Origin of the sequence: Haladaptatus sp. W1, assembly GCF_001723155.1 — an archaeon.
Lineage (GTDB): Archaea > Halobacteriota > Halobacteria > Halobacteriales > Haladaptataceae > Haladaptatus > Haladaptatus paucihalophilus.
Genome location: NZ_MEIH01000098.1, coordinates 1 through 13909 on the forward strand (window position 1 = coordinate 1; position 13909 = coordinate 13909).

The 13909-nt window shown below is 62.7% G+C and carries 11 protein-coding genes, 1 tRNA gene and 2 pseudogenes; 8 read left to right on the forward strand and 6 right to left on the reverse strand.

Translation table 11 applies throughout. The features are described from left to right. A pseudogene (locus tag BG842_RS05660) lies at positions 1–308 on the forward strand (SAM-dependent methyltransferase); the annotation flags it as partial. A gap of 39 nt (positions 309–347) precedes the next feature. Beyond that, a pseudogene (locus tag BG842_RS05665) lies at positions 348–1439 on the forward strand (aminopeptidase). 146 nt (positions 1440–1585) lie between these two features. Here the strand turns inward: BG842_RS05665 and BG842_RS05670 are convergent. Continuing rightward, positions 1586–2233, reverse strand: coding sequence for a hypothetical protein (locus tag BG842_RS05670; RefSeq protein WP_069450025.1), 648 nt, complete (start codon positions 2231–2233; stop codon positions 1586–1588). 203 nt (positions 2234–2436) lie between these two features. On the opposite strand from BG842_RS05670, the gene BG842_RS05675 reads away from it, so the two are divergent. Continuing rightward, positions 2437–3582 carry a rhodanese-like domain-containing protein gene (locus tag BG842_RS05675; protein ID WP_069450026.1) on the forward strand — a complete coding sequence of 382 codons (1146 nt, stop codon included), beginning with the start codon at positions 2437–2439 and terminating at the stop codon, positions 3580–3582. Between the two features lie 16 nt (positions 3583–3598). Here the strand turns inward: BG842_RS05675 and BG842_RS05680 are convergent, their stop codons facing one another. Both BG842_RS05680 and BG842_RS31115 read right to left on the reverse strand, forming a co-directional pair. Continuing rightward, entirely contained in the window at positions 3599–5362 is a 1764-nt protein-coding gene (locus BG842_RS05680) for a PQQ-binding-like beta-propeller repeat protein (protein WP_254662926.1), read from the reverse strand. 18 nt (positions 5363–5380) lie between these two features. After that, on the reverse strand, positions 5381–5731 hold the full coding sequence (locus tag BG842_RS31115; protein WP_254662927.1) for a PQQ-binding-like beta-propeller repeat protein: 351 nt from the start codon (positions 5729–5731) through the stop codon (positions 5381–5383). A 349-nt stretch (positions 5732–6080) separates the two neighbouring features. Between BG842_RS31115 and BG842_RS05685 the strand changes: the two genes are divergently transcribed. Next, positions 6081–7049, forward strand: coding sequence for a TIGR00269 family protein (locus BG842_RS05685; protein WP_069450027.1), 969 nt, complete (start codon positions 6081–6083; stop codon positions 7047–7049). 76 nt (positions 7050–7125) lie between these two features. Continuing rightward, positions 7126–8313, forward strand: a complete 1188-nt coding sequence (locus BG842_RS05690) for a PQQ-binding-like beta-propeller repeat protein (RefSeq protein WP_069450028.1) — start codon at positions 7126–7128, stop codon at positions 8311–8313. A gap of 64 nt (positions 8314–8377) precedes the next feature. On the opposite strand, the gene ftsZ is transcribed toward BG842_RS05690, so the two are convergent. The 3 genes from ftsZ to BG842_RS05705 all read right to left on the reverse strand — a co-directional run bounded on the left by ftsZ (position 8378) and on the right by BG842_RS05705 (position 10468). Beyond that, complete coding sequence (gene ftsZ, locus BG842_RS05695) at positions 8378–9565, reverse strand: cell division protein FtsZ (RefSeq protein WP_007982486.1); 1188 nt, start codon at positions 9563–9565, stop codon at positions 8378–8380. A gap of 3 nt (positions 9566–9568) precedes the next feature. Further along, on the reverse strand, positions 9569–9745 hold the full coding sequence (locus BG842_RS05700; protein WP_007982487.1) for a ribbon-helix-helix domain-containing protein: 177 nt from the start codon (positions 9743–9745) through the stop codon (positions 9569–9571). Between the two features lie 183 nt (positions 9746–9928). Next, complete coding sequence (locus BG842_RS05705; RefSeq protein ID WP_069450029.1) at positions 9929–10468, reverse strand: zinc ribbon domain-containing protein; 540 nt, start codon at positions 10466–10468, stop codon at positions 9929–9931. 129 nt (positions 10469–10597) lie between these two features. Here BG842_RS05705 and BG842_RS05710 point away from each other — a divergent pair. From BG842_RS05710 to BG842_RS05720, 3 genes are all read left to right on the forward strand, one after another. Next, positions 10598–10671: transfer RNA gene (locus BG842_RS05710), tRNA-Tyr, on the forward strand. 545 nt (positions 10672–11216) lie between these two features. Then, positions 11217–12398 carry a Xaa-Pro peptidase family protein gene (locus BG842_RS05715; RefSeq protein ID WP_069450030.1) on the forward strand — a complete coding sequence of 394 codons (1182 nt, stop codon included), beginning with the start codon at positions 11217–11219 and terminating at the stop codon, positions 12396–12398. A 636-nt stretch (positions 12399–13034) separates the two neighbouring features. Next, on the forward strand, positions 13035–13909 hold an 875-nt coding region (locus tag BG842_RS05720), incomplete at its 3' end, for a COG1361 S-layer family protein (RefSeq protein ID WP_254662928.1).

A 13909-nucleotide genomic window follows, 5' to 3' on the forward strand; every position in this document is an offset into this window, starting at 1 on the left:
GGGACGGCACGCGCGAGGTCTTTCGCACTGCCGGACTCGACGAAATCACCACCCGAGCGCACCACCACGCGAAATCGGTCGAACCGCCGTATTCGACCCGCGACGTCGAGGCCGCGAAACGGAAGGCGACGGCGGGCGCGCTGACCGACAAACGCGACACGCTGGTCGGACCGCTGTCGCCCGACGAGTACGAGGACCTCCGAGCGGGATGGCGGAAGATGGGCCACGCCGTCGTCGACCAGATGCAGGCCGACGACTACCGACGTGCGGAAGTCGTTCCGTTCTACGTCACTTCCGGTCGGGTCTAAACTGAAACCATTTTCACGCCAACGCCTCTCTTTTCCGACATGGACCCACGAGTTCGAGACCACGCGGAAGTCATCGCTGACCACTCCGCGAGCATCGAAAAAGGCGACAGAGTGGAGATTTTGGCACCGACCGTCGCCGAGGACCTCGCCGTCGCGCTTCACGAGAAGATCGGGGAGCGCGGCGCGAAACCGTCGCTCTCGATGCGAAGCCCGCGGGCGAAACGGGCGTTCCTTCGAAGCTGTGACGCGGACGATATCGACCTCCCCGACCACTCCTTGGCGGCGCTGGAGGAAACCGACGTCGTGATCATCATCAAAGGTTCCGAGAACACGGCGGAGACGAGCGACGTTCCGACCGAGAAGGTCGCCGCCCAAGCGCGTGCACACGCCCCGATTCAGCAGGAAGGGATGGGGAAACGGTGGGTCGGTACACAGTTCCCCGCGCCGGGCGACGCCCAGTTAGCCGAGATGAGCACGGAAGCCTACGAGGAGTTCGTCTACGGCGCGGTGAACAAAGACTGGGACGAGCAACGAAAACACTAGCAGCAGATGGTCGAACTTCTCGACTCGGCCGACGAGGTGCGCATCGTCTCCGGCGACACCACCGACCTCACGATGTCCGTGTCGGGAATGAAGACCATCAACGATTACGGCGAGAAGAATCTCCCCGGCGGGGAAGTGTTCACCGCACCCGTCCCCGATTCCGTCGAGGGCGAAGTGCTCTTCGACAAACCACTCGTCCGGCAGGGTAGCATCGTGGAGAACGTCTGGCTCGAATTCGAAGACGGTGAGGTCGTCGATTTCAGCGCCGAGAAGAACGAGGAGGTCCTCGCTGGCGTGCTCGACACCGACGAGGGCGCACGGCGACTCGGCGAACTCGGCATCGGCATGAACCGCGACATCGACCGCTTCACCTACAACATGCTCTTCGACGAGAAGATGGGCGATACGATTCACCTCGCCGTCGGCAAGGCCATCGAGCAGACCGTCCCCGAGGGGCAACCGCTCAACGAGAGCGCCACGCACGTCGATATGATCGTCGATATGAGCGAGGACTCGTTCATCGAGGTGGACGGAGAAATCGTCCAGCGCAACGGGACCTTCAGATTCGAAGACGGCTTCGAGGGATAGGTCCGCGAGGAGCACAGCGAGGGTTTATATACCGTGCCGGGACCAACCCCGGCATGACCTGATCATCGGCGCGCGAGCGGTCCAGGCGGGTGTGTGGCCTTCCCTCGCGCGAAACCGGTTGTGCCACCTGTTCGCCCGCACAGTTGCTACAATACGTCGCCGCGAACCGTCGTTCCCTCCTGTCGCCGACTGTAGGATTCGACGGCCTGTGCCGCTTCTTCCGTCTCCTCTTCGTCCATGCCGAGCATCTCCAGTGCGGCCGGGAGCGTCGGGAAGGCGAACTCCCCCTCCCGTAGCTTGCGGAACGCTTCGTCGCTTCGTTGCCCATCCACCCAGAGACAGACGCCTCGAGGGTCGAGGATTTGTTCGTAGGCCTCTCGCGCCATCGCGCCGCGCAAGCGTTGAGTAACGTTGTCCTCGAAACTGGAATTGCAGACTTCGAGGTGAACCGGTTCGTCGTCCGGAAGCAAGTGAGCCGCGAGACACTTCTCCGGGGCGGTGTAGCCGTTTTCGCTCGCTCGAATCAGTTCGGGATGTTCGTCGGCCCACTCCGCACGGACCGTCTTTCCGATTCCCTTCACGCCGTGCGATTCGACGAACTCGGTCTCGCGGTCGGCGTCGTCGCCGCGGAGGAGGATGTCCTTGGTCACGTACACGTCGAGTCTGTCGATGGGGTCGAGTCCGAGGGACACGTCGCCGTACACCCAAATCTCGCGGACGGGAACCGGCATGGTGTCGTTCTCGACCGTCTCGACGATCTCCTCGACGCGTTCGATTGCCGCGCTTCGCTCCATCGGTGCTTGATTCGGGGTTGTCGTGGATAAGTGCGATGGAACGGCGAAGGTTCGGTGACGGCCGTTTGGTTTCCGTTTCCATCGTTCTCACCTCACCTCACCTCACCTCACCTCACCTCACCTCACCTCACATCTCTCTTCTCTATCGTCTCGTTCGCACACCGCCCGACACTCCTTTCGCCGTCGCTGCCGAACCGTCCGATATGGTCGAAGCGATCACTCCGGAGGAATTAGCGGACAAACAGGACGCCGACGAGGAGTTCGTCCTCCTCGATACGCGACCGGAAGAGAGCTTCGAGTCGTGGCACATCCAGGGGGCCGTGAACTTCCCCTTCGGCCCGGACGAATCGCTTTCGGAGGACGGTGCGTCGGCCGTCGAGTCGATGCTCGACGGAAACGACGAAATTCTCACCGTCTGTGCGAAAGGGATTTCTTCGGCCCATTTCGTCGACGAACTCGAAAAGCACGGCTTCGAGGACGTGAAGGTCGTCGAAGGCGGCATGGAGGAATGGAGTCAGGTGTACGAACACGTCCCGATAGAGACGGACGGTGACGCGGAAATCGTCCAGATACAGCGGCGCGCGAAGGGCTGTCTCGGCTACCTCGTCGGAAGCGCCGGCGAGGCGGCGGCCATCGACGTGAGCCGTCACATCGACGAGTTCCGCGACGCGGCCGCTGCTCGCGGCTACGACATCACGCACGTCCTCGATACGCACATCCACGCCGACCACATCTCCGGTGGCCGACGGCTCGCCGACGAAATCGGCGTTCCGTACCATCTCAGCGAGCGCGCTCGGAAACGCGGCGTCGAATACGAGTACGACGCTCTCGGACGGAACGATGTGGTTCGCGTCGGCGATACGGACATCAAAGCCGTTTACACGCCGGGGCACACCTCCGAAATCACCAGCTATCTCGTGAACGACGAAGCCGTCCTCACGGGAGATACCCTGTTCGTGGATTCCATCGGACGCACCGAACTGGAGTTCGGCGAGGAGGGGGCCGGAAAAGGGGCAGAAATGCAGTACGACTCCCTGCACAAAGTGCTGATGAGCGAGCCGGACAGCGTCGTCGTCCTGCCGGGCCACGTCACCGTCACGGAGGACGGACGGTTCGCACACGGTAGTCCGGGACAGCCGATTCAGGCGACGGTCGGTGACCTACGGCGTGAACTCGACGTACTCCAGTTGCCCGAAGACGAGTTCGTCGCCCGACTGACCGAAACCGTCCCGGAGAAGCCGCCGAACTACGAAACCGTCATCGCCGTCAATCGCGGACTGGACGAACCCGACGACGAGGGGGAAGCAACCGAACTCGAATTGGGGCCGAACCGTTGTTCCGCACCGTAGCCGAATCGCCCGTCCGCTATCGGAACGCGTAGGTTTCGTCGGCCGTCGCGTACACGCGGTCGCCGTCGGCCGCGACCGATTCGACCACACCGCCGGTTTCGAATCGCCGCTGTTCGGTGCCGTCCGCCGCCGAGAGGGCGTACACTCGACGGTCGCTGGCACCGACGTAGACCGTTTCGTCCTCGACGACCGGTTCACAGAGCGACCCGAACGGGAGGAATTTCGGGTGGAACGTCCAGTCAACCGTTCCTTCGTCGATCGAAACCAACCACTCGCGGCTGTCGGTTCCGGTGCTCGTAACGGCCGTCGTCACGGCGTAGAGACCGTCATCCGCGACGAGACTCGTCACTTGGTTGCCGTCGTCGAGCGTCGCGCTCCACAGTTCCGTTCCGTCGAAACCGTAGGCGACGACCTCGTTTTGGTCGGTCCCGGTGTACACCGCGTCGCCGACGGCGATGGTTTGAACGCCGCTCCCGGCCGACCACTGTCGTTCATCGCAATCGAGCGCTACGACGCGGCCGTCCACGACCGCGAACGCCGTTTTTCCTTCGGCGGACAGCGCTTCGACCGTCCCGAGTCCGGCACAATCCCCGTCGTTCGTCCAGCGGTGCGTGCCAGTGGTCGGGTCGAGCGCCGTTACCCAGCCGTCGCCAGCGACGACGACGGAGTCGTCCGTGACCACTGGTTCGGTCGTGATTTTCCCGTCACAGTCGAAACGCCATCGCTCCGTTCCGTCCGGCGTGTAGGCGACGACGGCCAACCAATCCGTTCCGTAGACCATCCCGTTCGCCGTGACGGGGGTTTCGTCGGCTTCCCCACGCCACCGCTTCGACCCTGTTTCGGCGTCGAGCGCGGAGAAGTGGCCGCGGCCGTTCGAAACGTAGACGTTTTCGTCGACCGCGAGCGACCCGATTTGGTTCGCTCGCCAGTCGAGCCACGTCGGCTCGGCGACGGCGTAGAGAAATCCCTCTCGATCGGTGACGTAGATGGTGCCGTCGATGGCCGGTGGAAGCGACGAATTACTGAGATTTCGAATCGGGACCCACCACCGTTGATCGCCCGATTGCAGGTCGAGTGCGACGAGGCCGTCCTCGTCGTCGGCGATGGGAACGTAGGTCGTTTCGTCCCCGATGACGGGCGTTCCCGCGGAGCCTCCGGTTCCTTCGACCGTCCAGCGAATCGCTCCGTCGTCAGCGGCCAGCGCCCAAATCCGTGCCAGAGAGCCGTCCGTGACGACAACGGCGTCGTCGGTGACGGCGGGCGACTGGCTCAAACGCACCGAGTCGCCGAGGTCGGTCTTCCATTTCGTCCGTCCGTCGTCGGCCGAGAGCGCGAACGCCCGTTCTCCACACACGTAGACGGTATCGTTCGCAACGGTCGGTGCGTGGTCGATGATCCCATCGACGCTCGCTTGCCACCGTGGCGTGCCGTCCTCCGCGCGGAGGGCGTACACCGCGTCCTTGTCGGCGAAGTACGCGACACCGCCGACGACCGCCGGGGGTACGTGTTCGGCGCTCGGCGTTTCGCCGTCCTTGCCCGTCGGGAGACGAACGTGCCAGCGTTCCGTCCCCGTCGCGGCATCGACCGCCCAGCACGCCCCTTGGCCGTTCACGTCGCTGGTTTTGAAGAATAGGGTTTCGTCGGCGGCGGTTACGGGGGACGACTCCGCGATACCGACGTCGAATCGCCAGCGTTCGCTGCCGTCCGCGGCCGAGAGCGCAACGAGGTCAGTCCCGGCGGTGTACACGGTGTCGCCGACGACACTTGGGGCGTAGTCCAACTCTCTGATTCGTGCCGTTCATCGCGTCTCTCGGGTGTCCGTGTCGAACGCCGTTATCTCGCCGGAAACGTCGCTGACGTAGACGATACCGTCCGCGACGGTCGGCGAGTGGAGCGGACGGTCGCTCACCTGTTCGCTCCACTCTATCCACGCATCCGGGCCTGGGTCGGTCCCGTCCGAGGTGGTGCCCGTGTTTCCGGCGTCGTGCTGAAACGACGCCCACGCTCGATTCGTGGTCGTTCCCGTCTCGGACGTCACGCTCCCCACGAATCCGGTCGCCCCGATAGCAACACCGCTCAGTGTGAGAAAACTCCGCCGCGTCTCGTCGAAGGGCTTATCCATGAACAGCATGCCGCCGTCTCGCCGCATTATTATTCAGGGGTTAAATCGGCTGCAATCGACTACTGTTGCCCGAAACTATCGTCGTGCGACGGCAACTTATCAGTTGCCAGGAGTAAGATGGGATGGGCGGTGTCTGGTATCTTCCGTCCGCAATGGTCGATTCTCTCGACCGACCGATACCCCATGTCGGAGTTCGCTTCCGACCCGCTCCTGTGGCGTTGACTAACCGTTTTGATTCGCACTCTTTCGCACTCTCTTGCTTGTTTTGCCCTTCGGATTCGCCGCACCGATATCGTGACCTCCCTATTTGCTATCGCACCATCCGATTTATACCGGAGCGAAACCGTGAAACGCCCCGCGACGCAACCGACACGTAATGGACTGCGATAAGTGCGACCGGGAGGCCGTCATGCACGCGGCTTATTCGGGGCTGCATCTCTGTGACGACCACTTCTGTCGGTCGGTCGAGAAGCGACTTCGACGCCGAATCCGCGACGATAACCTGTTGCCCGCGTCGGCGACGCCGGACGACCCACAAGTCTGGCTCATCGGTCTGTCGGGCGGGAAAGATAGCGTCGTGCTCACGAAAATTCTCCACGACACGTTCGCGGACGACCCGCGGATCGAACTCGTCGCGCTGACGATTCACGAGGGTATCGAGGGCTATCGGGACAAGAGTCTGGATGCCTGCCTCGAACTCACCGACGACCTCGACATCCGACACGAGGTCGTCAGCTACGAGGAGGAGTTCGACCTGCGCATGGACGACGTGGTGGGCAAGGACCCCGAGAACATGGCCGCCTGTGCGTACTGTGGCGTCTTCCGCCGCGACCTGCTCTCGAAGTACGCGGAGGAGTACGGCGCGGACAAACTCCTCACCGGGCACAATCTGGACGACGAGGCGGAAACGGCGCTGATGAACTTCCTCGAAGGCGACGTCGCTCAAGTGGCGAAACACTTCGACGCAAGTCTGGCCGGGTTCGACGAGCGGTCCGACCAGGACGAGTTCGTCCCCCGGGCGAAACCCCTCCGCGACGTGCCGGAAAAGGAGGTCGCGCTGTACGCGCACCTCGAAGACCTTCCCGCGCACATCACGGAGTGTCCCCACTCCAGCGAGGCCTACCGCGCCGAGATTCAGCAGTTGATGCTGTCGCTGGAGGAAAATCACCCCGGAACGCGTCACTCCATCATGGCCGGGTACGAGGAACTCGCCAAGCTCGCGGCCGACGAGTTCGGTGCCGGTGACGGCAAACGAGAACTCAACGAGTGCGAACGCTGTGGCGCGGCGACGACGCGGGACGTGTGTCGGAAGTGCTCGCTCGTGGACGCAATTCACGCGGCGTAGGGCGGAGGCGTCGTTCGGTTCACGAAACTCACGACAGCGAAGAAAACTTATTACTCGGTAATTCGACACGGCAGGCATGCCCTCCCGACGACGGTTTCTCGCCCTCGGTGCGACGGCCGTGCTCGCCGGTTGTGCGACGAAGGCCGACGACCCGCCGAAAGCGGGCGCGGACGAATCGCCCGACCCCGAAGAACACATCTACGGCGCGAACGGCGAGTGGTCGAGTTTCGGCTGTAACGCCTGCAACACGCGCACCGTCGCGGACGGGAACGCCCCCGTCGATGGCGTCACCGAGCGCTGGCGCGTCGATGCTCCACAACTGCTGTTTCACGGTCCGGTGGCGTCCAACGGACGAGTGTTCCTCCCGGTTCCGAACCGGCTCGAAGTGTACGACGCACGGGACGGGTCGATGCTGTGGGCCACCGACGAGGACGAAGCCGAAACCGCGCCGCTCGTCCGCGACGGGACGGTGTACGTCGGGGCGAGCAATCGGCTTCGCGCGCTCGACGCGAAAACCGGGACGACGAAATGGGAACGGACGTTCGACGCCGACGGAACCGTGGCGGCACCATCGACGTACGGCGGGGACCGGCTGTACGTTCCGGTCGGCGAGATGGTGTATCGCGTCGATTCGAAAACGGGCGAGACAGATTGGTCGCGCCGTCTGTTCGGCACCCTCCTCGGCTCGTCGCCGTGTGGTTTCCGGGGTGTCACGCTGGCGACCGAGGCCGGAAAGATATACGTGCTCGGCACAGACGGAACCGGGTGGGGCGAGTGGAATCTCCCCTCGCAACCCCAAGCGCCGCCGACCATCGACACCGACGGCATCTACGTCAACTGCCTCGACGGGAAGACCTACGGCATTAGAACCGAGAACGAACCGCGGTTGGACATCGATTGGAGCGTCGAAACCGGGTGGGCGAACGGCGGACTCGCGGTGAAAGCAAACCTCTACGCCGCCGGGACGAAAGGGCTACACGCCATCGACCCGGCAACCGGCGAGCAACTGTGGACGGAAGACACGGGCGACTGGCGTCGGACCGCTCCGGCCCTCGTCCGCGATACGCTCTTCGTCGGCGGGGAGAAACTGTTCGCCTTCGACCCCACGCCGTCGTCCGGGTTGCTCTCGGGAGACGGACCGGCGCGGCGGTTCGAGAAGTCGTTTCACGGTCCCGTCAGGTTCGGTCCCGTGCTGAACGACGGCGCGCTCTACGTCGTCGCACAAACCGGCGAAGAGACATACCAGTTGGTCGCGCTGGAATGAGGCAGGGATACGAAAAAGCGGAAGACAAGAACGGTAGTCGCGAGCGGAAGACAAGAACGGTAGATTACCGGATGACGTCGAGACCGTTGTTTTTCTCCAGTTCGCTCCGGCCGCCGTCGCTCTGGGCACCGAACGTACCGCTACTCTGTTCGGCTCTGTTGCTCGCGTCGTAGGACTGTGCGTCCACGTCGCGCATCTTCTGTCGGGAGCGGTCGGCCTGCTTCTGCGTCGTCGGGCCGAGCACCTGCGCGCTCTTGACGCCGGTCATGATGGCCATGACGCGAACCTTGTTCTTGTAGTTCTCCTGAATCCGCGCGCCCCATATGACGTTGGCGTTGGCTTCGAGGCGTTCCGTGATGTTGCCCGCGATTCCTTCGGCCTCTTTGAGCGTCAAGTCGGGACCGCCCGTGATGTGGACGAGACCGCCGGATGCCCCACGGTAATCCACGTCGAGAAGCGGGTGGTTCATCGCGTCGCGGACCACTTCTTCGCTCTTGTTCTTGTCCTGCGTCTCGCCGACGAGCATCACGGCGACGCCGCCCTGATTCATGATGGTGGACATGTCGGCGTAGTCGAGGTTGATGAGCGACGGTTGGGTAATCGTCTCCGAGATGCCCTTGACGGTCTCAGCGATGATCTGGTCCATGACCGAGAACGCCTTGCCGATGGGCAGGTTCGGGACGTAATCGAGCAGGCGGTTGTTGTCGAGGACGATGATGGAGTCCGCTTCGTTACGGAGCTTCTCCAGTCCTTCCTCGGCTTTCACCGTGCGGGCACGCTCGACGTTGAACGGCGTGGAGACCATTCCGACGACGATCGCACCCTGCTCTTTGGCGATTTTGGCGACGACGGGTGCCGCGCCGGTCCCGGTTCCGCCGCCCATGCCCGCGGTCACGAACACGAGGTCCGCGTCGCCGAGCACTTCCTTGACCGTTCCCTGCGCCATTTCGGTCGCGCGCTCGCCCATCGAGGGGTCGCCGCCCGCGCCGAGACCGGACGTGAGGGATTTGCCGACGAGGATTTTCGTGTCGGCTTCGATCATCTTCAAGTGCTGTTTGTCCGTGTTGATGGCAACCGTGTCGGCCCCGTCGACGCCGATGTTGTACAGGCGGTTGATGGTGTTGTTGCCCGCACCACCACAGCCGACGATGACGATTCGCGGGTCGCCGAACTCGTCGTCTGCCGTCGCCGCCTCCATCTCGCGCTGTTCGCTTTCGGCGTTTTCCAGCGCTTCTTGAACGATATCCTGCATCGCTTATACCTTCGCCCACGTGCGCTTGTTCGTGGTCTCAGCGGCTTCGTCATGCTCGTTGAGCATGTCTCGAACCGCGGCCCGAATCGCTTCGCTCCGATTCGGGAACTCGCCGGTTTCGACCATCTGTTCGACTTCTTCGATTTGCTGCTTTGGGATTCGTAGTGTCACGCGCTCCATAGTAGGTTCCCCTTGTTTGGTAAGACGACACGCAGTGTTTTTATTTTGTCCGTCTTACGCCATTACAGCGGCCGAGACACCCGGCATCGGCCGTTTTCGGGATGGCGTAAGACAATCGTCTTACGTAGAAGTATCCACATACCCACAGCATATATAATTAACGGCGGCTGTAAAACAATCGTTTTACGACGAGTCTAAAACGTCTGCCGACGGCGTTCGTCGCCCACAGCCGGGGCAGAACGCCCAGTCGGACCTGAGTTCGTCGCCGCAGTCACAGAACACGCGGTGAGTCGCTTTCTCGCCGCAGTTCGGACAGTAGACGTGTCCGGAGTCGAGTTGCTCGCCGCACTGGTGGCAGCTGTTTTCCGTCTGCTTCGCGTCGGCGGTTGTCCGACGCGTCGGTTCGTCCGTTCGCGTTCGGTCGCCCTGCGTTTGCGTCCGGGCATCTTCGTGCGTGTGCACCGCCCCCGCGCCGTCGAGGGTGACGTTGACGTTGATGTCCCGTCCGGTTTCGTTCGTTCGGGCGGTCGTCTCGGCGAGCCGTCGGTCGACGAGTTCATCGACGCGCTCGGCCACGACGGCGTCGAGACTCCTCTCGTCGTTCGTGTCGGGTGTTTCCAAATAGGCCCGGAGCGCCTCGCGCATCACCTCGCTCTTCGAGGCGTCGAGCGATTCGATGCCTTCCACGAGGTCGTCGTCCGCCCGGAATGTAATTTTACTCATGTTTTTCACCCGAATTCGTCTGTTTCCCGAAACACTGGGTCTATCATACTTGAACCTTTCCGTCTGGAAAGAACGCCAGCCAGAATAATAATTCTTAAGTCCGTGACCGGGATAGGTGAAAGTGCGTGCCCGCCCTTAGCTCAGATTGGTAGAGCAGTCGACTGTAGATCGACTTGTCCCCCGTTCAAATCGGGGAGGGCGGATTTGTTCTACAAATTCGACCGAGCAGATTTGAGCCTGGAAATCACTTCCCGTAAAGCGTAGCGAGTAGGTGTGGGAGTGTCTTCCGGCGTTCAATCGAGGAAGCTGACTACGTTCCGACTTTACGTGGCCTACGTCAAACGAGTGAGCACTCGCCACGAAACTCGTTTACCATTCGACGAGCGGGGTCGAAGCCGTATGCTCCGTGGGGTTCAATAACTACGAATAATTGAAAATCTTCGATTAGATGTCGGGTATATCTTATATAATTGAAGAAGAAAATCCCGTAATACAGTTCGGGTGCAGCTCGTTTATCGTTCGTTTTGCGGCCTGTGAGTGGGATTTACGGCGTTTACTCAGTCTCGGTGCGAGCTCGGACGGAATCGTTCGACATACGCAGCTATCCCGGATGGTAAATCGTCCTCCCTGAAACGGGGCTAGGCCGACGATACCGGAACGGAAACGAAGCGTTTCCATGGGTCGGTCCGATTTAGGACGCCTTTCCGGCAGGTCAACGCTTTTACACCGCTCCCGTGAACGAACTGCCATGTCGACACGGCTACCCGAGTCCGAGTTCGAAACCCGTCTCGCCGCCGTCCGCGAGAAGATACGCGACAGCGGCGCGGACGCCGGCGTCTGGTTCGGCGCGACGAGCATCGAATACCTCACCGGCTTCGACCACATTCAGACCGAGCGCCCGGTCGTTCTCGCCGTCACGGACGAGCGCGTCGAAATCACCGTGCCGCGTCTCGAAGTCGAGCGCGTGCAACCCAACCCTCGTATCGACGCGGTACACCACTACTTCGATTATCCCGGCGGCAAACCCATTGCCGTGGCCGCCGAGATGCTCTCGGAACTCGACGCCGAGTCGGTCGTGGCGGACGCCGACGGCGCGCCGGGCGTCATGGGCTACGACGGCCCCGCGCTCTCGGAGTTCGTCGGCGTCGAAATACAGAGCTGGGTGGACCGAATGCGCTGGACAAAGTCCGACGCCGAAATCGACTGCATCCGCGAGTCCGCCAAGTGGGGCAACCTCGCCCATCAGTACCTCGCGGACTACACCGAACCGGGCGCTCATCCCGCGACCGTCAGCCAGCGGGCATCGACGGACGCCTCCCGCGCCATGCTCGACACGCTCGGGGACCAGTACGTCCCCCGAACGCGCGGGGACGGCCCGGCCTTCGCGGGCTACATCACCGGTCCGCAGACCGCGCTTCCCCACGGCCACACCGCGAACCGCCGAATCGAGGAGGGCGACGTGCTCATCACGGGTGCCGCCGCGAACGTCGATGGCTATCACTCCGAACTGGAGCGGACGATGTTCGTCGGCGACCCGACCGACGAACAGGAACACTACTTCGAGTTGATGCTCGAATCCCAGACCATCGCCATCGACGCCCTCGGGCCCGGCGTCCCGCTGTCATACGTTGACGAACTCGTGTCCGACTACTTCGAGGAGCAGGGCGTCGCCGACCTCGCCCAGCACCACGTCGGTCACAACATCGGCATGGGCGGCCACGAACCGCCGTACATCGACCGCGGCTGGTCGGACCACGTGGACGAGGGCGACGCCGAGATGGAACCCGGCCACGTTTACACCATCGAACCCGGCCTGTACACCGATACGTACGGCTACCGTCACTCGGATACCGTCGCCGTCACCGAAACCGGTACGGAGATGCTGACCTACTTCCCCCGCGACTTGGAATCCAACATCATCCGGTGGTGAGGCGGAATCCGGAAGTGAGGCGACTCTTTTGAGACGGGTTCGGTTTCGTTCTCGGAACGACGACAGGGAGGTTCGTCCTCGAACGCTCCCGCCCGCTCGTTACGAGTTGTCGTTGGTTCCTCTGTGACTGCTCTCCTGTGACTGCTCTTCCGTGACTGCTCTTCCGTGACTGCTCTTCCGTGACTGCAACTACAGACGTCACTGAAACCGCTACCGCACCGCGACGGCCACACCCTCCCCAACCGATTCCTTCGCATTCGCTCAGTCATCCCTCGCGTGATAACCAAGCAGGCCCTCGGCCGTGATGGCCTCGGGACTGCTGGCGCACGCGCCGGGGACGCTTGGTCCGTATCACGAACCCGTTTTCTGCCGCGGTGCGCGCTGACGGGGCGTTCGAGAATCGCATCGCTCCCGAAGCGAATCTTCCGAAAAGTCGATTGTGGGAACTATTTCACACTGAAAACTACTAAATCATACTGTAACCTACTAAACGTCGGACTGTCGAATTTCGGGTGAACAACCGCTCGCGTTGGTCACCAGCATTGATTTGTCAGATACCATCGTAGAGTGGGTATGCGCGTGGGGGGTGTGGTAGCCGCGGTTCTCGTGTGCGCCACGCTAGTTGGTGGGGGAGTGGTGAGCAAACGGGCCGCGGAGCAGTCCGGTATCGGCGTGTTCGCGCCGGACGACAGACTGGCACCGGGCGAGGAGACGCAACTGAAACTCGTCGTGACGAACGACGGAACGGAACCGGTCAACGCCGCGACGGTCGAAGTCGGGGACCGAAACGCCCCTGTTCGGGTGCTGACGAACCGCGCTCCGGTCGGGACGGTTCCGCCCGGAGCACAGCGGCCGGTTTCGGTTCGGATTCGCGTCGGCGAACAGGCGACGCCGGGGGAGTACACGCTGCCGGTTCGGGTCAGCTACGACACGGCGTCCGGGCGGGAAACCGTCGTCCGGTACGTCACCGTTCGGGTCGAGCGACGGCCGCGGTTTCGCGTCGTGAACACGACGGTCAACGCCAGCGCGGGCGGGACGGGGACGCTCTCGCTTGCGATTCGGAACGCCGGAACGGTCGGCGCGTTCGATTCCAGCGTCGTCGTCAATTCGACCGATTCGGGCATCCGGTTCGGGAACAACGCCACGACGGCCCAAACCTCGGTCGGCGAGTGGTTGCGCGGCGACACGAAGTACGTCGAATTCCCGTTGCAGGTCGGCCCGGACACCGCGCGCAACGTCACGGCGCAGGTTCGCGTCGCGTACGAGAGCAGGACCGGCCAGCGGCGAGTTTCGGACCCGCTGTTCATCGGCATCCGACCCGAGGGCAAACCGTCTTTCGCACTCCGGAACGTGACGAGCACGGTCCGCGTCGGCGACACGGGTGCGGTTACGGGCCGGGTCGCAAACACCGGTGCGCGGACCGTCGAGGACGCGACGCTCGTCTTTCAGCCGTCGAACGGCACCGCGTTGCGCCCCGAGGAAACCCGGTTCCCGCTCGGTACCCTCCGGAA